Origin of the sequence: Streptomyces sp. NPDC046831, assembly GCF_040645305.1 — a bacterium.
Classification (GTDB): Bacteria; Actinomycetota; Actinomycetes; order Streptomycetales; family Streptomycetaceae; genus Streptomyces.
In genome coordinates this window covers 204,036-222,833 of record NZ_JBEYXZ010000007.1, presented here as the reverse complement: position 1 = coordinate 222,833, position 18,798 = coordinate 204,036, and the positions used below count along the sequence as shown (strand labels likewise).

Annotated in this window: 18 protein-coding genes; 1 reads left to right on the top strand and 17 read right to left on the bottom strand. The window is 73.3% G+C overall.

What is annotated here, in order from left to right; all coding sequences use genetic code 11:
* Positions 1-183 precede the first annotated feature (183 nt).
* From ABZ920_RS09895 to ABZ920_RS09865, 7 genes are all read right to left on the bottom strand, one after another.
* Entirely contained in the window at positions 184-1,647 is a 1,464-nt protein-coding gene (locus ABZ920_RS09895; RefSeq protein ID WP_361500971.1) for an AI-2E family transporter, read from the bottom strand.
* Between the two features lie 180 nt (positions 1,648-1,827).
* Positions 1,828-2,526 carry a transglycosylase SLT domain-containing protein gene (locus tag ABZ920_RS09890; RefSeq protein ID WP_361500968.1) on the bottom strand — a complete coding sequence of 233 codons (699 nt, stop codon included), beginning with the start codon at positions 2,524-2,526 and terminating at the stop codon, positions 1,828-1,830.
* 426 nt (positions 2,527-2,952) lie between these two features.
* Positions 2,953-4,278, bottom strand: a complete 1,326-nt coding sequence (locus ABZ920_RS09885) for a PhoH family protein (protein WP_361500965.1) — start codon at positions 4,276-4,278, stop codon at positions 2,953-2,955.
* Between the two features lie 401 nt (positions 4,279-4,679).
* A complete protein-coding gene (locus ABZ920_RS09880) occupies positions 4,680-5,453 on the bottom strand; it encodes an isoprenyl transferase (protein ID WP_361500963.1) in 774 nt (257 codons plus the stop codon).
* Between the two features lie 835 nt (positions 5,454-6,288).
* On the bottom strand, positions 6,289-7,080 hold the full coding sequence (locus ABZ920_RS09875; protein ID WP_361500960.1) for a class I SAM-dependent methyltransferase: 792 nt from the start codon (positions 7,078-7,080) through the stop codon (positions 6,289-6,291).
* Between the two features lie 100 nt (positions 7,081-7,180).
* Positions 7,181-8,053, bottom strand: a complete 873-nt coding sequence (locus ABZ920_RS09870; protein WP_361500958.1) for an LLM class flavin-dependent oxidoreductase — start codon at positions 8,051-8,053, stop codon at positions 7,181-7,183.
* Positions 8,054-8,158: 105 nt separating this feature from the next.
* Positions 8,159-8,902, bottom strand: coding sequence for an A24 family peptidase (locus ABZ920_RS09865; RefSeq protein WP_361500955.1), 744 nt, complete (start codon positions 8,900-8,902; stop codon positions 8,159-8,161).
* A 348-nt stretch (positions 8,903-9,250) separates the two neighbouring features.
* On the opposite strand from ABZ920_RS09865, the gene ABZ920_RS09860 reads away from it, so the two are divergent.
* On the top strand, positions 9,251-9,637 hold the full coding sequence (locus ABZ920_RS09860; RefSeq protein ID WP_361500952.1) for a DUF192 domain-containing protein: 387 nt from the start codon (positions 9,251-9,253) through the stop codon (positions 9,635-9,637).
* Positions 9,638-9,713: 76 nt separating this feature from the next.
* On the opposite strand, the gene ABZ920_RS09855 is transcribed toward ABZ920_RS09860, so the two are convergent.
* From ABZ920_RS09855 to ABZ920_RS09810, 10 genes are all read right to left on the bottom strand, one after another.
* Positions 9,714-10,361 carry an OmpA family protein gene (locus ABZ920_RS09855; RefSeq protein ID WP_361500949.1) on the bottom strand — a complete coding sequence of 216 codons (648 nt, stop codon included), beginning with the start codon at positions 10,359-10,361 and terminating at the stop codon, positions 9,714-9,716.
* A gap of 8 nt (positions 10,362-10,369) precedes the next feature.
* The gene (locus tag ABZ920_RS09850) at positions 10,370-10,948 is read right to left on the bottom strand and encodes a hypothetical protein (protein WP_361500946.1); all 579 of its coding nucleotides are present in this window, start codon (positions 10,946-10,948) and stop codon (positions 10,370-10,372) included.
* A gap of 34 nt (positions 10,949-10,982) precedes the next feature.
* Entirely contained in the window at positions 10,983-11,582 is a 600-nt protein-coding gene (locus ABZ920_RS09845) for a pilus assembly protein TadG-related protein (RefSeq protein ID WP_361501009.1), read from the bottom strand.
* The gene (locus tag ABZ920_RS09840) at positions 11,579-11,776 is read right to left on the bottom strand and encodes a hypothetical protein (protein ID WP_361500943.1); all 198 of its coding nucleotides are present in this window, start codon (positions 11,774-11,776) and stop codon (positions 11,579-11,581) included. The genes ABZ920_RS09845 and ABZ920_RS09840 overlap by 4 nt, the downstream gene beginning before the upstream one ends.
* A gap of 184 nt (positions 11,777-11,960) precedes the next feature.
* On the bottom strand, positions 11,961-12,986 hold the full coding sequence (locus ABZ920_RS09835; protein ID WP_361500940.1) for a response regulator: 1,026 nt from the start codon (positions 12,984-12,986) through the stop codon (positions 11,961-11,963).
* A gap of 105 nt (positions 12,987-13,091) precedes the next feature.
* The gene (locus tag ABZ920_RS09830) at positions 13,092-14,282 is read right to left on the bottom strand and encodes a histidine kinase (RefSeq protein WP_361501006.1); all 1,191 of its coding nucleotides are present in this window, start codon (positions 14,280-14,282) and stop codon (positions 13,092-13,094) included.
* A 933-nt stretch (positions 14,283-15,215) separates the two neighbouring features.
* Entirely contained in the window at positions 15,216-16,103 is an 888-nt protein-coding gene (locus ABZ920_RS09825; protein WP_361500937.1) for a DUF5936 domain-containing protein, read from the bottom strand.
* A gap of 30 nt (positions 16,104-16,133) precedes the next feature.
* Entirely contained in the window at positions 16,134-17,075 is a 942-nt protein-coding gene (locus ABZ920_RS09820) for a type II secretion system F family protein (RefSeq protein ID WP_361500934.1), read from the bottom strand.
* Positions 17,076-17,084: 9 nt separating this feature from the next.
* Entirely contained in the window at positions 17,085-18,422 is a 1,338-nt protein-coding gene (locus tag ABZ920_RS09815) for a CpaF family protein (RefSeq protein WP_361500931.1), read from the bottom strand.
* Between the two features lie 18 nt (positions 18,423-18,440).
* Positions 18,441-18,797, bottom strand: a complete 357-nt coding sequence (locus tag ABZ920_RS09810; protein ID WP_361500928.1) for a TadE/TadG family type IV pilus assembly protein — start codon at positions 18,795-18,797, stop codon at positions 18,441-18,443.
* Position 18,798: the final 1 nt, after the last annotated feature.

The following is an 18,798-nucleotide window of genomic DNA, read 5'->3' as shown; positions in this document are numbered from 1 at the left end:
GGTGCGGATGTCGATGCAGCCGAAGGGCTCTGGGGAGATCCCGGCTGAGACGGTGCGGGTGGCGCGGGCCGCGTTCCCGAAGGGGAGCCTGGCAACAGCATCCGGCACGGTGGGCGGGGCCTCGCTTCTGCGTTCGCTCCCTGCGTGCGGGCCCGCTCGGTCCTGTCCGCGCCGGGGGCCGGTTCAGCCGGCCGGGTCGGAGCGATCGGGTCCGGCGCCAGTGCCGGCGCCAGCGCCGGCGCCGGCGCCGGGGAGATCGGTGCCGGTCCCGGAGCGGCCGGCACCCGGGCCGCCCGGGCCGTCGGGGACCGTGCCGCGCGGGACGACGGCATCCGGGCCGTCCGGGCCGGCGCCCGCCGCGCCCTGGCCGACGGCGGCGGTGGCGGCCGCGGCGGCCTCCGCGGGCGTGGCCTGGCGGCGCGTCCGTTCCCGGGAGTAGGCCCGCAGATAGACGACGACCGTGTTCGTCACGGCCACCAGCGGCACCGCGACCACGGCGCCGCCGATCCCGGCCACCGTCCCGCCCGCCGCCACCGACAGCACCACCGCGAGGGGATGCACCCGCACGGCGCGCCCCAGGATGAACGGCTGCAGCACGTGGCCCTCGATCTGCTGCACGGCGAGGACCACCACCAGCACCATCACCGCGGTGAACACGCCCTGGGTGACCAGCGCGACCACCACCGCGAGCGCGCCGGACACGACCGCGCCCACCAGCGGGATGAAGGCGAACAGGAAGATGAACACGGCCAGCGGCACGGCCATCGGCACGTTCAGGAAGTAGATGCCCAGGCCGATGAAGATCGCGTCGATCAGGGCCACGATCACCGTGCCCCGGACGTAGGCGGTCAGCGTCCGCCAGGCCCGCGGGCCCGCCCCGGCCACACCGGGACGCGCCGCCGCCGGCACCAGCTTCAGGGTCCACTCCCAGATCCGCCGCCCGTCGTACAGCAGGAACAGCGTCGAGAACATCGTCAGCAAGATGCCGGTGAGCGCCTCCACGACGACCGTCACGCCTTCGAGGCCGGCCGAGGTGATCTGGTCCGTGTTCGCGCCGATCGCCTCGCGCAGGTTCTTGGCGATCTGGTTGATCTGCTTGTCGGTGACGTGGAAGGGGCTGTTCAGCAGCCACTTGCGCAGCTCGTCGATGCCGTTCTGGACCTGGCTGGAGAGGTTGTCGATGTTCTCCATGATCTGCCAGGTGACGAACCACCCGATCAGGCCCATGATGACGAAGCCGAGGACCGCGGCGAGCGCGGTGGCCGGCCCACGCGGCAGCCCGTGCCGGCGCAGTCGCGCCACCGTGGGCTGCAGCAGCGCGGTGATCAGCAGGGCGGCGACGAAGGCCAGCACGACCAGCCGGACGGTGCTGATGACCCGCATCAGCACCCACAGCGTCCCCGCGAGCACCAGCAGGCGCCAGCCGGCCTCCGCCGCGACCCGCACACCCCACGGCACCGCCTGGGCCGGGTCCGGGCGGGCCGCGACGACGGTCACGTGGTCGGGCAGAACCGCTCCCTCGGCGGACGGCTCCGGCTCGGCCGCGGCCCGTTCCTTCTCCACCTCGGCGCGGCGTTCGTCCAACCGCTCACCCATCTCGGTGAGCCCGGCGCCGATGCGGCCGAGCCACCGTGGCACTCGCGACATGATCCGTCCTCTTCCCCCGTCTCTCCCCACCACTCCCCCTGGAGTCGTTCCGTCCGACGGTACATGCCGACAGCCCCTCCCCCCAGTAGGGCGGGGAAGGGGCTGCGCGGGGTCGGGAGCGGGGCCGCCGAAGCGGACGGCCCGGGGCTCGGCGGCACCGGCCGGGCGCCGCCGGGCCGGTCAGTACCAGTGGTTGGCCTGCCAGAAGGACCAGGCCTCGCACGGGCTGCCGTAGCGGCTGTCCATGTAGTTGAGGCCCCACTTGATCTGGGTGGCCGGGTTGCTGCGCCAGTCGGAGCCGGCGGACTCCATCTTGGAGCCGGGCAGCGCCTGGAAGAGGCCGTAGGCGCCGGAGGACGGGTTGACCGCACGGTAGTTCCAGCTGGACTCGTGGTCCACGATGTTGCTGAAGCACTGGAACTGGCCGCTCGGCACCATCTGCCGCGCCATCGCCTGGATCTGCCCGACCGAGTAGGAGCTCAGGGCGGGGAAGCTGGAGGCGTCGCGGGCCGCGCTGCGGCTGGCGGCGGCCGCCTTGGCCTCGGCGCGCTCCTTGGCCTCCTTCGCCGCCTTCTCGGCGGCTTCCTTCTTGGCGATCGCCGTCTCGGCGGCGGCCTTGCGGGCGGCCTCCTCGGCGTCCTTCCTGGCGCCGGCGTCGGCGGCGATGGCCTGTGCGTCGGCCTGCTGCGCCAGGGACATCGTCTGCACCTGGGCCTGCTGGCCCACGGGTATGTCCGCGAGGAGCGTCGCCTCACTTGCCGTCGCCTCGGCGTCGTTGTTCTGCGCGACGCTGCCCGAGGCAACGCCTACGACGCTTCCGACGGCGGTGACCGCGGTGGCCGAGGCCACTGCGAATCCCCGGACCGAGATCCGGCTCACACGGTTTCCTTCCAGCATCGTCCGCTTCGGTGACCCTGGCGGACGCAATCGTGCCCCTGGCACTGGCCTCCCAACTGCGGGGTCACGGAGGCGCGGGCCCGGTGGGCAACTCCCGTCACGGGAGCGCCGCGTGCATCTCGGGCGGCATACGACGACGCTATGGAGTTGGCTGCTGCTCAAGTGGTGCTGTACCGCTGGGGATACAACTGTGTCGTATGCGGGGCCTGACAGGAGTGAGACTCTGCCGTAATCCGGCGCCGCTAGGCAATTCCGAGTTGCGTGTGAAAGCTCACACCTGGTTTGACGCCGGCGATTTCAGCGAACGTCCGCACACGAAGGCGCCGCCCGGCTAGGCTCGGGGCCTTTGCCGGACGGCGCCAACTGCCGTACCACCGCCGCACAATCGGGCGGGAGGGGCGGGAGGGATCAGATGTGCCCGTCCTCCAGCATTTCGGTCACAAGGGCCGCGATCTGGGATCTCTCGGACCGGGTCAGCGTCACGTGCGCGAAGAGCGGATGGCCCTTCAGTTTCTCCACGACCGCGACGACCCCGTCGTAGCGGCCGACCCGCAGGTTGTCCCGCTGTGCCACGTCATGGGTCAGTACGACCCGCGAGTTGGCGCCGATCCGGGACAGCACCGTCAGCAGGACGTTGCGCTCCAGGGACTGCGCCTCGTCCACGATGACGAACGCGTCGTGCAGCGAACGGCCGCGGATGTGGGTGAGCGGGAGCACTTCCAGCATGCCCCGGGCGGTGACCTCCTCGATGACCTCCCGGCTGGTGACCGCCGACAGGGTGTCGAAGACGGCCTGCGCCCAGGGGCTCATCTTCTCCGCCTCGCTGCCGGGCAGATAGCCGAGCTCCTGCCCGCCGACCGCGTACAGCGGCCGGAAGACCATCACCTTCTGGTGCTGGCGCCGCTCCAGGACCGCTTCCAGGCCCGCGCACAGCGCCAGGGCCGACTTGCCGGTGCCGGCCCGGCCGCCCATCGACACGATGCCGACGTCCGGGTCGAGCAGCAGGTCGAGCGCGACGCGCTGCTCGGCGCTGCGGCCCTTGATGCCGAACGCCTCACGGTCGCCCCGCACCAGGCGGACGTCCCCCTCGGGGGTGACCCGTCCCAGCGCGCTGCCCCGTTCCGACTGGATCGTCAGGCCCGTGTGCACGGGGAGGTCGGCGGCCTCCGGGACGTGGATGCGGCCTTCCTCGAAGAGGAGGTCCACCTGCTCGCCGGACAGGGCCAGTTCGGACATCCCGGTCCAGCCGGAGGAGTCCGTGATGGCGAGTTCCGCGCGGTACTCCTCGGCCAGCAGGCCCACGGAGGACGCCTTGATCCGCAGCGGCAGGTCCTTGGAGACGACGGTGACGTCGTACCCCTCGGCCTGCAGGTTGCGGGCGACGGCGAGGATGCGGGAGTCGTTGTCCCCCAGCCGGTAGCCGGTCGGCAGCACGCCGGGGTCCGAGTGGTTGAGCTCGACGCGGACGCTTCCGCCGAGGTCACCGATCGGGATGGGGGTGTCGAGACGGCCGTGGCGGACCCGGTAGTCGTCGAGCAGGCGCAGGGCCTGCCGGGCGAAGTAGCCGAGCTCGGGATGGTGCCGTTTGGCCTCCAGCTCCGTGACCACGACGACGGGGAGCACGACCTCGTGTTCCTCGAAGCGGCTCAGGGCGTTCGGGTCGGCCAGCAGGACGCTGGTGTCGAGAACATAGGTGCGCCGGTCTGGCTTGCGGCGCTTTGCGCTGGTCACCACGGAAGGACCTACCCCCTCGGATGAGGTCGGGGAGCGACGGGACGGAGACTGGGCCCGGGCGGGCGGGAACAGGGGAGCCGGGCGGGCGGGAACCAGTGGGGCCGGTTGTCGGCCCCCCGCGCACGGCTGGCCGAGAACCGGCCCTCCGCGTCGTCGTCCGTGCTGCGACCGCACGGTCGGGCTGGTGCAAAGGGCCTCCCGGGCGGACGGCCCCGAGCCGCCCGCTGAGATCCGACACCCGTGGTTCGGGTGTCGACCTGTTCGCTATATGCCCTTGAACCTGCGCACCCATGCAACGGCGATGGGCGGCGCCCCGGTGAACTCGGGGTTACGGATGCGGCCAGTGGGGTGAACCGGGGGCCGCACGGCCCCCGGCCGTCCTCGCGTGGAGGGGGTGCGGATCAGCCGCCGTAGCGCCGGTGGCGTGCCGCGTAGTCGCGCAGGGCGCGCAGGAAGTCCACCTTGCGGAACGCCGGCCAGAACACGTCGCAGAAGTAGTACTCCGAGTGGGCGGTCTGCCAGAGCATGAATCCGGACAGCCGCTGCTCGCCGCTGGTGCGGATGACCAGGTCCGGGTCGGGCTGGTCGCCGGTGTAGAGGTGGCGGCCGATCATGTCGATGTCGACGGCGTCGGCGAGGGCCTCCATCGACAGGCCCTTGTCCTGGGCGTCGACCAGCATCGAGCGGACCGCGTCCGCGATCTCCTGGCGGCCGCCGTAGCCGATGGCGACGTTGACCAGTATGCCCCCGACGTCGGCGGTGGCCTCCTCCGCCTCCTTCAGGACGGTCTGCATGCCCGGCGGCAGGAGGTCCGTGGTGCCGACGTGGTGGACGCGCCAGCGGCCGTCGGCGGCGAGGGAGCGGACGACGTCCTCGATGATGCCGAGGAGGGGGCCGAGCTCCTCCTGGGGGCGGTCGAAGTTGTCCGTCGACAGCAGCCAGAGGGTCACGACCTGGACGTCCGTCTCGGAGCACCAGCCGAGGAACTCCTCGATCTTGTCCGCGCCGGCCCGGTGGCCCTGCGCGGTGGTGGAACCGGCGGCCTTGGCCCAGCGCCGGTTGCCGTCCATGATGACGCCGATGTGCTTGGGCACCTGAGCGTGGTCCAGGTGGCCTTCCACCCGGCGCGCGTACAGTCTGACCAGCAGGCCGCGCAGCTTGTCGCGCACGTTCACGTGATCGTCAGCCCCTCCGTACTGATCGGACAGGCGCGGCCGGGGGCAGTCCCTGTCCGTGCGGCGGCCTTGTCCCTGTGGCGGTCCCCCGGGGGCGAAGCCTACCGCCGACGCACCGTGGAAAAGCCAACGGGTGGCGGTGCGCTCCGCCCGCGCCGGGCCGGCTCGTGCCGGTTTCCCGAAGCGTTCCGGCAGGTCCGGGGCGTTGCCCGGCGGCCTGCCGGGCCCCCGCTGGGCGCGCGGCGCCCCGGACGAGAAACGGGCCGGTCCGTGGGGGGAGACGGACCGGCCCGAGGGGGGGTTTCCACCATAACCCTTCGTAAGTGGTGGTGGGTGCATCGGCGCGAAACAATTACTCTCCGAATTCGCCCGGCGACACGCAGAGACGTTCGGAACCTGCGATTCCGAGCCAGATCACCGGCGGCTCACGGCACATCTCAGGAAGATGGGCCCGAATACGGCCGATCCGCAGGTTTCACGCCGGTTCCTCGACCGGTCGACGGGTCGCCCTGGGTCCCCCCGGCGGGCGACCGGCCGCGAAAGCCCGGTTGACGCGGGGCGGACCCCCGCCGCGCCGCCCGGACGGCGTCGCATGCTCCGCGGCGCCGCGCGGTCCCCTCCACGGCGTGACACCGCCCGCGTGCGTCTGCTCAAGCGAATTGCCTTGTCTGGACTCACGTGAGGCGGACGGGTGACGTGAGCCACTCGCGACAACGAGGTGAGAACCCCGCACCGGGGACGGACGGTCCGCGCCCATCTGCCCGGTTCCCCCAGCGCCCCGAACGGTCCGGGTGACGGCAGCGGCTGCAGCGGGCCGGGCAGGAGGCGGGGGGCGTCACCCGTCCGGCTTGCGGGCGTCGAAGAAGTGCCGCGTGCTGTGCGCGACGAACGGGCCCTCCGCCGTGATGCGCGCGTGCAGGGCACGCAGTTGGCGGGTGTACGCCTCGACGGTGAAGCCGGGGACCATCCAGATCACCTTGCGCAGGAAGTGCACGACCGCGCCGACGTCGTGGAACTCCATGCGCAGCCGTGCGCGGCGCAGGTCGACGACCTCCAGCCCGGCGGCCTCGGCGTCGGCGCGCTCGCGGTCGGGGTGGCGTCCGTTGCGCCGTTCCTCGGACAACGGCCCGAGGAAGTACTCGACGAGTTCGAAGACGCTGCCCGGACCGACGTGCTGGGCGACATAGGCACCGCCCGGCCGGAGCACACGGGCGATCTCCCGCCAGTGCGGGCGGACGGGATGCCGGCTGGCGACCAGGTCGAAGGCGCCGTCGGCGAACGGCAGCGGCGCGTACTCGGGGCAGGCGACGACCACGACCCCGCGGGGGCGCAGCAGCGCGGTGGCCCTGGCGACGTTCGGCGCCCACCCCTCGGTGGCGGCGACCAGCGCGGGCTGCCGGGCGGCGCGGCCGAGGGCGAAGTTCAGGACCTCGCCTCCCCCGGTCTGCACGTCGAGCGCGGCGTGGGCGCCGGCCAGCCGCTGAGCGACCGTCACCGCGTAGCCCCAGGGCGGGCGTTCCTCGGTGGCCCGTCCCTCGAACCAGGAGAAGTCCCATCCGTCGGTGGAGACGGCGGCGCCTTCGGCGACCAGTTCCTCGAAGGTGCGGTCGGGTCGCTGCGTCGTCACGGGTGCGGCTCCAGGGGTCGTCGGCGGGAGAACGCCGCCGCGGGCGGGTGTCGGGTCCCGGGGCGCCGCTGCGGTGGAGGAGGAGAGACCGGGGGCCGGCTCACGGGACGAGGGGGCGGACCTCCTCGGCGGTGAACCGGAGGAAGCCCTCAGGGTCGGGTTCGTCGGCCGTCGGCTGGAGGACCACCGTGCCGGCCCCGGCCTCGGCGAGGCGGCGGACCGCCTTGGCGACGGTGTCCGCGTCTCCCGCGACACCGAGGTCCGGGACCTCGGACAGCCCCTGGGCCGCCAGTTCGGCGCGCAGCCGGGCGGAGGCGCCGGGGCCGGTGGCGGCCAGCAGGTTCACCACGACGTGGTGCGCCCCGGTACGGCCGGCGGCCGCACGGCCCTCGTCGATGAGACGGCGGGCCCGGCGCACGCCCTCCGGCGGCGTGGCCGAGGTGAGGATCGTCCCGTCGGCCGCCTCGCCGGACAGGCGCAGCGTCCGCGGGCCGGTGGCACCGGCGAGGACCTCGACGGGCCCGGCCGGCGGCCAGTCGAGGGCGACGCCGTCCAGGCGGACGTACCGGCCCCGCGCCGTGACCCGCTCCCCGGCCAGCAGGGCCCGCAGCGCCTCGAGATGCTCGCGCAGCAGGGTCAGCGGGGAGCCGGCCCGCGCGCCGACCTGGGCCATCCAGTCCTGCACGCCGTGACCGACGCCCAGGACGGCGCGGCCGGGGAACATCCGGTGCAGCGAGGCGGCCTCCATCGCGGTGACGGCGACGTTCCGCAGGGGCACCGGGAGCAGACCGACACCGACCCTGAGGCGTTCCGTCCAGGCGAGCGCGGCCGCCGCCGTGGAGATGCCGCCCTCCAGGAAGCAGTCCTCCCACAGCCACAGCTCCTCGAGCCCCGCCTCGTCCGCCAGGCGGGCCAGGCCGCGCAGTCGCTCGGGCGGCAGTTGGGGCCGGAAGACGGCGCCGAGTGCGGTCATGGCACTTTCCTACCGAGCGGGGTACCGGGGCCACAACCGCTTTACGGGACGGCTGGTGGCGGCCCCGCGACCGGTCTCCCCCGGCTCCGCGCCCCCTGCGGCCCGTCAGGGCGACGCCAGCGCCCCCAGCAGCAGCCCGGTGTACGCCCCGCCGAGCATGAACGGGCCCAGTGGGATGGCCGACTTCCGGTCGACGCGGCGCGCGACCAGCAGGACGCCGCCGTAGACGGCGCCGTAGAGCAGCCCCGCGAAGGCGCCCGCGGTCCACACCGGCCAGCCGTACCAGCCGAGGGCCGTACCGAGCGCGAGCGCGAGCTTGACGTCGCCGAAGCCCATCCCGGCCGGGTTGACGCAGAACAGCACGAAGTACGCCGCCGACAGGGCGAGTCCGCCGAGCAGCGCCGTCGGCCAGGAGCCCGCGGCCGCGGGCAGCAGCGCGGCGACGCCGAGCAGGGCGGCCGTCGCCGCGGCGAGCGGCAGGGTCAGCACGTCCGGGAGCCGGTGCACCCGGTGGTCGACCAGGGCCAGCAGCACGGCGACGGGCGCGGCGAGCAGCCACACCGCCGCTTCGGGGCGGGGCCCGGTGGCGGCGGCGAGGGCGGCGCAGACGAGCGCGGTCGCCGTGGCCGCGACCGGGGTGCCCGGCCCGTACGCCCCGCACGCCTCGGCGTCCGTGCAGCGCGCCCGCCCCACCCAGCCGCCGAACGCGCCCGTGATCGGATGACCGGCGGGGCACTCCCCGCGCCACGGCCGGCCCGGATCGACCGAGAACCGGTGGGCGGCCCGGGGCAGCAGCAGACCCGTTCCCGCGCCCCACAGGGCCGCCACGACGATCAGAAGTACGCGCACGCCCGGACCCTAGTCCGGGGGCACCGGCCGCGGCATGGGCCTGTGGACCCATGCGGGACCCAGCCGGTGCGGATACGGTCGAGCGGCGGTCGTCCGTCGGGCCGTCGGGCCGTGGGTCGTCGGCCGTGGGTCGTCGGCCGTGGGTCGTCGGCCGTGGGTGTCGGCCGTGGGTGTCGGCCGTGGGTCGGTATGTCGGTACGTCCGTACGTGGGTATCGGTGCGTCGGCACGCCGGTCGGTCAGTGGGCCGGTGGGCGGCTGGGGAACGCCGGTACGGTCGCACGGGGCAGTGGGTCGGCGGACGGCCGGTTGACGCGTGAGCGTGTCGGGAGGGAAGGGGGTCCGGGGTATGGGACGGCGCTGGCGGGACGGACGGGGGAAGCTGGTCGTGCACGAGGGCGGGGCGGCACCGGTGACCGTGCCGCTGGAGCTGGCGACGTCGTACCGGGCCCGCACCAGGGGCCTCCTCGGCCGCGACGGCGTCGACGGCGCGATCCTGCTGTCCCCGGCCGGCAGCGTGCACACCTTCCGCATGCGCTTCGCCATCGACGTCGCCTACCTCGACCGCGGCCTCACGGTCCTCGCCGTCCGCACCATGCGGCCGGGGCGCCTGGGACTGCCCCGCCTCCGCTCCCGGCACGTGCTGGAGGCGGCGGCGGGCGCGATGGCGGGGTGGGGGCTGCGGGCGGGGGTGCGGGTGACGGTGGAGGCCGGGGCCGACGCGGGGGCGGGGTAGCGGCCGGGTACGGGCGGCGGGCCCGTCCCCGGCCGGCGGGTGGGACGGGCCCTGGGCGTCGTTCGCGGGGGCCGGTTCAGCCCGCCGTGCGCGGGAAGGACACCTCGACGCGGCGGTTCTTCTTGCGGCCCGCCTCCGTGGCGTTGTCGGCGATCGGGTACTGCTCGCCGTAGCCGCGCACCTCGAAGGTGATGCCCGGGTTGTTCAGGCCCTGGTCCAGGAAGGCCTGGACGGCGGCGGCACGCTGCTTGGACAGCACGTCGCCGTGCGCCGACGAGCCCAGGTCGTCCGTGAAGCCGAAGACCCGGACGTGCGTGGCGTTCTGCTTCCTGATCTCCTGCGCGATCGCGGTGATGCGGGACTTGGCCTCGGCGCTCAGCCGGGCGCTGTCCTTGCCGAACAGCACCTCGGCCTGCAGCGCGAAGGTCACGTCCGTGTTGGTGTCCGAGCGGCGCTCCTCGCCACCCTGGTCCTCGACGACCGACTTGATGTCGAGAACCTTGGGGGCGGCGAGGGTGGCGCCCTCGGGCAGCTTGAGATCCGGGTCGTTCGGATCGACCTCGACGGGGGCGGAGGCCGACGGTTCCGTGCCCGGGGGCACGCTGGGTCCGTCGTCGGCGTGCGCGGTGGCCGCGCCGCACAGGTGCGCGGCGATCGTGAGCGTGGCGGCGGTGAGGGCGAGGGCGAGGCGTGGGCGGCCCGCCGGTGTCCGGCTGTGGGTCATGGCCGCGCTCACCCGGAGATCTGGATGGTGGCGGCGGGGAACTGCGGCAGTTGGAAGGTCACCTCGGACGTGCCCGCGGGCGGCGACGGGAACTGCATGAAGACACCCACTGACTGTCCCGGCTTCAGGGCCGGGAAGCCGGTGGTCGTGAGCGGGCGCCCGTCCGTGTCACGCAGGACGTAGTACCGCTTCTTGCTCTTCGAGTCGACCAGCGTCGCTCCCCCGAGAGAGACGCCGTGCCGCAGGATCTCCGTCTCGTTCCCGCTCAACTGCGCCGGGACATTGGCCCTTTGCGCGCCGTCGTTCTTGAGGTTGCCGTTCACCGTGACGAACCCGCCCGAGTCACGTTGTGCGGAGGTGATCTGGAGCAACAGGCCGTCGGGTCCCGTCAGTTCCGCCAGGGGGTCGTCCGACTGCCCTTCCTGGGCGCTCGGATTCGAGCCGCCGGTCCGGCTGGACGAAGACGAAGCGTCCGGCTTGTCGTCGCCGCCGCCACTACCGCAGCCGGACATACCGAGAGCCAAACCAGCCACCAGGGTCAATGCGACCATCCCCCTGCGTGCCCTCGCAGTGAACGGAATGCTCATCGTTCTGCTTCCTTCGTCACTCGTCGTTCGCTTGTCAGTCGGCCAGGTGGACATCGAAGAGGTCCTTCGGCTGCGGGAGCTCGGTGCCGCGTTTCGGGTCCAGGTCCCACTTGCGGTCCTTGCAGGTGAGGAGCGGCAGGACGTGGGCTTTGGAGTCCGCGCCGGGAAGCTCGAACGTGCAGAGCGGCTCGATCTCCGCGACCGCCGATGCCCTGCTGTGCTTCGACTCCGTACCGGGCACGATGGAATCCCCCACGGGCTTGTCGGTCCGCACGTCGACCGTGTAGCGCAGGGGTCCGTCCGCTGCACAGGACTCCACCTGGGCGGCGTTCCGGCCGGCCAGTTTGTCGGCTCGCCGGCAGGGATCGCCGGTCAACGGCACCCGGCCGTCGAAGATGTCCTGCCACTTGGCCGGGTCCAGTACGTCCTTCACCCACTCGCCCGCGAGTTGGTCCCGGGTGTCCTGGGCCGCCGCGAGTGCCGCGGCATCGGCCGCTGTCTGGGCGCCGTTCCGATTCGCCGCGGCCTGGCCGACCGCGAGGTACGCGAACGCGAGAAAGAGCAGGCCCCCCACCACTGTGATGTAGATGGGGAAGGCCTGCCCTGCGTCGTCGAAAGTGCTCCGCCGCCTCAGCCGCCGGTTACCTCGGTCACCTTGTCCCTGATCGCGTTGTAGATCGTCTGACCGATGTCCGTGCCCGTGATCGCCAGCACGATCGCCACCACCACCGCGATGATCCCCAGGTATTCCACCGCGGTCTGCCCCTTGTCGTTGCGCGCGGCGCGACTTTGAAGGTAAGCGACGGTGGTGTTGATCCAGTTGGTCATGGTGTTCCCCTCCGAATTCGGCCGGCCGGTCACCGGCCGACGACTGCGTCTCGGTGCCGATCGCGACACGGGAAACGTACGGCCGGGCGCCCGGTGTGCGCGAGGGTCCCGGGGCCCAATCACGGGCCCAAAGAGGGGCCTGGCCGTCCTTGCCCGGTTCTCTCCGTCGCAGCGTCATCGCGGCTCACCTCCACCCTCGGTGCGGACCCGGCGCCGTGCCCAGCCACTTGGCGGCGGCCTCCGCGCGGCTCGTGCTGTGGAGTTTGGCGAAGATCCGGTTGATGTGGTTCTTGACGGTCTTCTCGCTGATGAAGCAGGTGGCGGCGATCTGCTGGTTCGTCATGCCGGACGCGATGAGGTCCATGATCTCCGCCTCCCTCGTGCTGAGTTGGAACCGCGACCTGTCGACGGCGGCCGGAGGGCCACCTGTCCATCCAGACGAGGACTGTCCCATATCCGGTTGCAGTCGCGAAAGGTTTTCCGGAGAAACAGTGACAGGCGCGGCGGGTGGGTACTCAGCATGCCTTATTACTGCCGGGTTTTGGGCAGAATCCGGGGACGGCAGGAGAAACGCCTCATCGTGTGCAGTCGCACCTCCGAGGCCGTCCGGCAGGCGGTGTCCGCCTCGATCCCGGCCTCGCGCCTGCGTCTGACGCAGCTGCGCCAGCAGGGCGCCCGCGGCCGTCGGGGTGAAGTGGGCCCGGTCCTCCCTGACGTCCCGTACCGCGGACACCAGCTGGTCGGCGGTGAACTCGCCGTGCACCAGGTAGCCCGCCGCACCCCGGCGCAGGGCCTCCTGCACGATCTCCGCCTCGCGGCTGTAGGTGAGCATCACGACCGGGGCGATCCGCGCCAGGTACGGCAGCGCCGAGATGCCGTCCACACCGGGCATGCGGACGTCCAGGAGGACGACGTCCGGCCGGTGGTGGTGGGCGGCCTCGCAGGCCGCACGGCCGTCGGCGGCCTCGGCGACCACCGTGATGTCCTCCCGGCCGGAGAGCAGCGCCGTCAGTCCGGCACGCACCACGGGGTTGTCGTCCGCCACGACCACGCGCAACGGCGCGGACGGAGCCGCCTGCGCGGGCTGCGGGAGCCGCGGCAGCTCTGGCACCCCCGGCAGATCCTGCTGGGGGCCGGCGGACGGCCGATCGGGCGGGAGGTGGTGGGGTCCGGTGCGCGGAGTCGTCCGGTCCGGCGTCTGGTCCGGCATGGGCGGCCTCCTCTCGGTTCGTGGCGGGGAGCAGCGGGATGGGAGCGGAACGGGACCGGGCGGGTGCGGCCTGCGGGCGTGGCCGTCCGGAGCCGTTGCGGGTGGTCAGGGTGGGGTCGCCGGGGCCGCCAGGGGCAGTTCGAGGCGTACTTCCGTGCCCCGGGGGAGGACGCCGCGGCCGATGCGGATGCGGGCGCCGACCGAGGCCGCCCGCTCCACCATGCCGACGAGCCCGAAGTGACCCGCCCGGCGCAGCTGTTCCAGTGTGGTGCCGGGGGGCAGACCGCGGCCGTCGTCGTTCACGCTGACGCGGAGCAGGCCGCCGTGGACGCCGGCCCGCACCTCGACGCGCGACGGCCCGGCGTGACGGTGGGCGTTCTCCATGGCCTCCGAGACGATCGGGAGGATCTGCCGGGCCACCGCGGGCGGCACCGGCGGGACCGTGTGCTCACCGGTCGGGCGGAAGGCGGCGGGCAGCCCGGTACGGGTGGCGAAGTCGAGGGTGCGGGCGGCGAGTTCGGCGAGGAGGTCGGTTCCGTGGCCGGGGCCGTTCTCGCGGCGCAGGTCGGCGAGGAGTTCCCGGGACTCGGCGGCGGCCCGGCGCACGGAGCGGGCGACCAGCTCGGCCTGCCGCCTCACCAGGACCGGGTCCACGCGGTCGGCTGCCGCCGAGCCGGCCAGGCCGTCCGCGGCGAGGGCGACGCCGTGCAGGGTCTTGGCGACCGAGTCGTGCATCTCCCGTGCCAGCCGGGCCCGTTCGGCGCTCACCGCCTCCGCGACGGCGAGGCGGGCCTGGACGACGGTCAGCGCCTGGGTCGCCTCGCCGAACCGGAGGAGGAGGTTGCGCACGGTGACGCCCGCCGCGCCGGCGATGACGCACAGGCCGGGGAACAGGGCGGACCGGGCCAGGTTCGCGGACAGGTCCCGGTGGCTCGCGTAGACGAGGAGCAGGACCAGCACCTGGAGGGAGGCGAAGACGCCCGCGCCGCGCCAGCCGTAGACGAGGCCGGCGAGGAAGGGCGTGCAGACGCAGACGTAGGCCAGGGTGCTGTCCGGGCCCGCAGCGATCAGGAGGAGCGCGCCGAGGACGGTGTCGAGGGCCAGGAGGGTGGGGTGGCGCAGGAGGAGGGGGCCGAACCGTTCCCAGTCGCGGAACAGGACGTAGGAGCCCATGAAGGTGACGACGACCGCGGCGCCGACGAGGCGGGCGGCGAGACCGGGCGCGGCGTTGAGCAGGGCCGCGGGGGTGGCGAGGGCGATCATGGCCAGGCGGAAGGCGAAGACGTGCCGGCACATCGCCTGGAGCGCGCTGATCTGCAACTTCTCCGGCGCCGTGCGGGGTGCGCCACCGAGGGCGGGTGACTGAGGGGAGGCGCCCTGGCCGTCGGTCGCCGGCCCCCCGTCGGAGCGGCCCGGTAACCCGTGCGGAGGCGGGGGCGTCCCGGGCGGTTCAGGCGTCTCGAGGGCGCGCGGAGCCGGGGGAACGGGCCCCTGCCGCGACGGGCCCGGCCGGCCCTGCGCTACGGGTCCGGCCTGCGGGACTGGCACGGTGTGCGGGACCGGTCCGGCCTGCGGCACTGGTCCGGCCTGCGGGACTGGTCCGGCCTGCGGCACTGGTCCGGCCTGCGGGACTGGTCCGGCCTGCGGCACTGGTCCGGCCTGCGGGACCTCGGGCTGCGGAGCCGGGCCACCCTCCCGCCCGGCCCCGGCCTCAGCGCCCGCCATCCGCACCGTACGAATCCCGTTCCTCTCCCCCGCCTCGGGCCGGGCGCCCCGCGCCCCCGGGTCGGGCTGCTGCGGTACGGCCGGCAACGGCTCCTCCGCCGCCCGGCGCCCCTCCGCCGCATCCCAGCCCGATGGCAGCGCCGGAAGCGTCGAGCTGATCGCGATGTCCGGATCGGCCGCGCGGACGTCGGCGGGCAGGACCGTTCCCGTCGGCGGGAACATGGCCGTCGGCGAAACCGTGTCCGTCGGCGCGACCGTGTCCGTCGGCGGAACCGTGATCTCTGCGCACCCGGGCCGGCCCGGCGGAACCGGCAACGGCGGCGGATGCGGCAGTCCCAGCGCATGCGGCAACGCCGACGGATGCGGCACCGGCAGCCCCAGCGCATGCGGCAACGGCGGCGGATGCGGCACCGGCAGCCCCAGCGCGTGCGGATGCGGACGCGGATGCGGCAGCCCGGGGCGTCCGGGGCGGTCCTTCGTCGTCGCCATGTCCGTCGTCGCCTCCTACTTGCCCGTGACCGAGCCGAAGTCCACGCCGGAGCCGAGCAGCAGGCCCGCGCCGAGGAGGAGCATCGTGGCCGGGACCATGAAGGTGGTGATCATCATGGTGGCCTTGGGGACCGCGCGGGCGGCCTTGCGGCGGGCGTTCTGCGCGTCCGTGCGGCGCATGTCCCGGGCCAGCGCGACGAGCGTGTCGACGATCGGCGCGCCCAGTTCCTCGCCCTGCTGCAGGGCCGTCACGAACATCGCGACCTGCTCGGAGTCGTTGCGGCGGCGCAGTTCGGCGAACGCCTGGCGGCGGCTCATGCCCAGGTCCATCTGGCGCAGGGTGATGCGCAGTTCGTCCGCCCAGGGGCCCTCGTACCGGGACGCCACGCGGTCCAGGGCCTGGCGGAAGCCGAGGCCCGCGCTCACCACGACGGCGAGCACGTCCAGGAAGTCGGGCAGCGTCCGTTCGATGACGTCCTTGCGGACGCGGATCGCGGACCAGATGCCGACCTCCGTCCAGAAGGCGCCGAAGGCGAACAGCAGCAGCGCCACGAACAACTGGCCGCGCAGCAGCATCAGCAGGCCGCCGAGTCCGCCCAGGAAGCCGTAGACGGCGCGGCGGGCCGCGTAGCGGTCGATGGTCAGGCCGCCGGGGTTGCCCGCCAGGTCGATCCTGCGCCGGTACCTGGTTACCAGCCGGGGGCCCATCAGCCGCAGTACGGCGGGGGCGTAGCGCATGCCGAGGCGGTCGACGAGGGAGTCCACCGCACCCGTGCGCGTGGCGCCCACCTCCAGGGCCAGCGCGAGGTCGCCGGGCAGCTTGGTCTCCGCCCGGTACATGCGGATGCCGGCGAAGACGCCCCCCACGCCGAGGGCCATGGCGAGCGCGAGCAGGAGTGCCATCCCGTTCCCCCTCCTTCCGTGAGCGGTGGCTCAGACGTCGATGCGGGACAGCCGGCGGATGAGGGCGAAGCCGACGGCGTAGAGGGCGAACGCGACGACGACCGCCCCCTGGCCGACCGGGGAGCCGGTCATCCGTTCCAGCGCGCCCGCCCGGACGCCGTTCATGAGGAACAACGCGCCCACCCCGAGCACCGGCACGGCGTACGACGTCATGTTGACCTGGGACAGCTGGGTGCGGATCTCGCGCCGCGTCTCCTTGCGCTCCTCCAGGGTGTCCGTGAGGTTGCGCAGGGCGCTGACGACCTGGCCGCCGGCCCGGTTGGACAGCACCAGGGTGGTGACGAGGACGACCAGCTCGCGGGAGGGGAGCCGGTCGGCGAGTTCGCCCAGCGCGTCGTCCATCGAGGCGCCGAGGGCGAGCTGGTGGGCCACCTTGGCCAGTTCCTCGCCCGCCGGGGCCTCCAGTTCCTCCGCGGCCATGCCGATCGCGGTGCGCAGGGCGAGGCCGGCCTGGGTGGCGTTGGCCAGGATGCGCGCCAGTTCGGGGAGCTGGTTGATGAACCTCTCGATGCGCTTCTGGCGCTGCCAGGTGAGGAACTGCAGCGCCGCCCAGACGCCCAGCAGCCCGGCGAGCGGGCCGAAGAAGGGGGCGAGCGCGGCCTGGCCGATCAGCCACAGAGCTGCCACCGCCGCCAGCATGTAGGCGAAGAACTCGCCGGGGGTGACGTCCAGGCCGGTGGCGAGGAGGCGCAGCTCCAGCTTCCGGCCGGGCCGGGTGCGGCGCAGCCGCCGGTCGAGGGTGCGGAAGCGCCGCGTCCGTCCGGGTGCGATCGGGCCGGTCTGCGAGAGCCGGTCGACGAGGGCGGCCCGCTGCGCCCTGCCCGTGGCGTAGGAGTGCAGGCCCGCCACGGCCAGGAGGCAGGTCAGCAGGGTGACGCCGAGGGTGAGGGTGACGAGGGTGCGCAGTTCCATGGGGCGGTCCTACCTGGCCTCTCGGGTGGCGAGCTGGTCTGCGGACTGGGCGACGCCGAAGGCCTGCGGGAGGGGCTGGCCGGCCAGGTGGAGCCGGTCGGCGGCGCGGCGCGGCAGCGGGAAGTGCTCGAAGGCGCCGTGGACGCGGCCGTCGGCGGTCATCGGCCGGGCGTGGAAGCGGGCCACGGTCGCCAGGCGGTACGGCTCGCTGCCGTGGCTGTCCAGCAGGGCGACCTCGGTGATGCGGCGGGCGCCGTCGGCGAACCGGGTGAGCTGGACGATGACGTCGACGGCGCTGTTGATCTGGTCGTGCAGCGCGACGAACGGCACCTCGACGTCGGACATGGACGCCAGCGTCTGCAGCCGCATCAGGGCGTCCTCGGCGCTGTTGGCGTGCACGGTGGCGAGGGAGCCGTCGTGGCCGGTGGACATGGCCTGGAGCATGTCCAGCGACTCGCCGCCGCGAACCTCACCGACGACGATGCGGTCGGGCCGCATGCGCAGCGAGTTGCGGACCAGGTCGCGGATGGTGACCTGGCCCCGGCCCTCCACGTTGGGCGGGCGGGACTCCAGCCGGATGACATGGCTCTGCTGGAGCTGGAGCTCGGCGGAGTCCTCGATGGTGATGATGCGTTCGCCGCCGGGGATGAGTCCGGACAGGGCGTTGAGGAGGGTGGTCTTGCCGGTGCCGGTGGCGCCCGAGACGATGATGTTGAACTTGGCCTGCACCAGCCCGGCGAGCAGGAAGACCATGTGCTCGTCCAGCGAGCCGAAGCCGATCAGCTCCTGGAGGGTGAAGGAGCGCGGGAAGCGGCGGATGGTGAGCGTGGGGCCGGTGAGCGACAGCGGCGGGATGATGACGTTGACGCGCTCGCCGGACGGCAGACGGGCGTCGACCATCGGATTGGACTCGTCCACCCGCCGGTTGACCGTGGAGACGATGCGTTCGATCGTCTGCATGAGCTGGTCGTGGGAGGCGAACCGCAGGGGCAGCTGCTCGACCCGCCCGCCGCGCTCCACGAAGATCGCGTCCGGGCCGTTGACCATGATCTCCGTGATCGAGGCGTCCTCCAGGAGGGGTTCCAGGATGCCGAGTCCCAGTGCCTCGTCGACCACGCGGCGGATCAGCTGGGAGCGTTCGGCGGTCGACAGGACCGGGCCCTCCCGGCTGATGATGTGCCCGAGCACCCGTTCCAGCCGCGCCCGGCGCTCGGCGGCGGCCAGCGAGCTCATCTCCGCCAGGTCGATCTCCTCCAGCAGTTTGGTCCGGTAGGAGGCGACCAGGTGGCCGTCCTCACCCCGGCTGCCGTGCTCCTCGGGGGAGTGGATGCGCGCCCGCAGGCTCATGGGTCCGGTGCTCCTCGGTCAGTGGTCGAGCGGCATGGTGGCGGTCTTGCGGGCCGGGTCGAAGCTCCAGCCCGGGACGATCGACGGGATGCGCACGGTGGCGGTGACGGTGACCTCGTCGCCCCCGTAGGCCGACGGGCAGTCCGTGCCGTCGGCGAGCCAGCCGCTGACCGCCCGGGTGCAGGCCTGCTGGGCGCTCAGCCGGAGCGAGGCGGCGCGTGCGCCGGCCCGCGCCGCCGTCCCGGCCTGCTGCGCCGTGTACGCGATCAGCCCGATCTGGACGGCCGCCATCGCGACCAGGATCAGAATGGGGATGAACCCGAGGTACTCCAGGGCGACCTGGCCCCGGTCATGGCGTCTGCGGGTGTACGGCATG

What these genes read in the sequence shown, in the direction of transcription:
- ABZ920_RS09895 (WP_361500971.1), bottom strand. Translation starts at nt 1,647, where the DNA reads ATGTCGCGAGTGCCACGGTGGCTCGGCCGCATCGGCGCCGGGCTCACC.
- ABZ920_RS09870 (WP_361500958.1), bottom strand. Translation starts at nt 8,053, where the DNA reads ATGACCGCACTCGGCGCCGTCTTCCGGCCCCAACTGCCGCCCGAGCGA.
- ABZ920_RS09860 (WP_361500952.1), top strand. Translation starts at nt 9,251, where the DNA reads ATGGGACGGCGCTGGCGGGACGGACGGGGGAAGCTGGTCGTGCACGAG.
- ABZ920_RS09855 (WP_361500949.1), bottom strand. Translation starts at nt 10,361, where the DNA reads ATGACCCACAGCCGGACACCGGCGGGCCGCCCACGCCTCGCCCTCGCC.
- ABZ920_RS09850 (WP_361500946.1), bottom strand. Translation starts at nt 10,948, where the DNA reads ATGAGCATTCCGTTCACTGCGAGGGCACGCAGGGGGATGGTCGCATTG.
- ABZ920_RS09840 (WP_361500943.1), bottom strand. Translation starts at nt 11,776, where the DNA reads ATGACCAACTGGATCAACACCACCGTCGCTTACCTTCAAAGTCGCGCC.
- ABZ920_RS09835 (WP_361500940.1), bottom strand. Translation starts at nt 12,986, where the DNA reads ATGCCGGACCAGACGCCGGACCGGACGACTCCGCGCACCGGACCCCAC.
- ABZ920_RS09830 (WP_361501006.1), bottom strand. Translation starts at nt 14,282, where the DNA reads ATGTGCCGGCACGTCTTCGCCTTCCGCCTGGCCATGATCGCCCTCGCC.
- ABZ920_RS09825 (WP_361500937.1), bottom strand. Translation starts at nt 16,103, where the DNA reads ATGGCACTCCTGCTCGCGCTCGCCATGGCCCTCGGCGTGGGGGGCGTC.
- ABZ920_RS09820 (WP_361500934.1), bottom strand. Translation starts at nt 17,075, where the DNA reads ATGGAACTGCGCACCCTCGTCACCCTCACCCTCGGCGTCACCCTGCTG.
- ABZ920_RS09815 (WP_361500931.1), bottom strand. Translation starts at nt 18,422, where the DNA reads ATGAGCCTGCGGGCGCGCATCCACTCCCCCGAGGAGCACGGCAGCCGG.
- ABZ920_RS09810 (WP_361500928.1), bottom strand. Translation starts at nt 18,797, where the DNA reads ATGCCGTACACCCGCAGACGCCATGACCGGGGCCAGGTCGCCCTGGAG.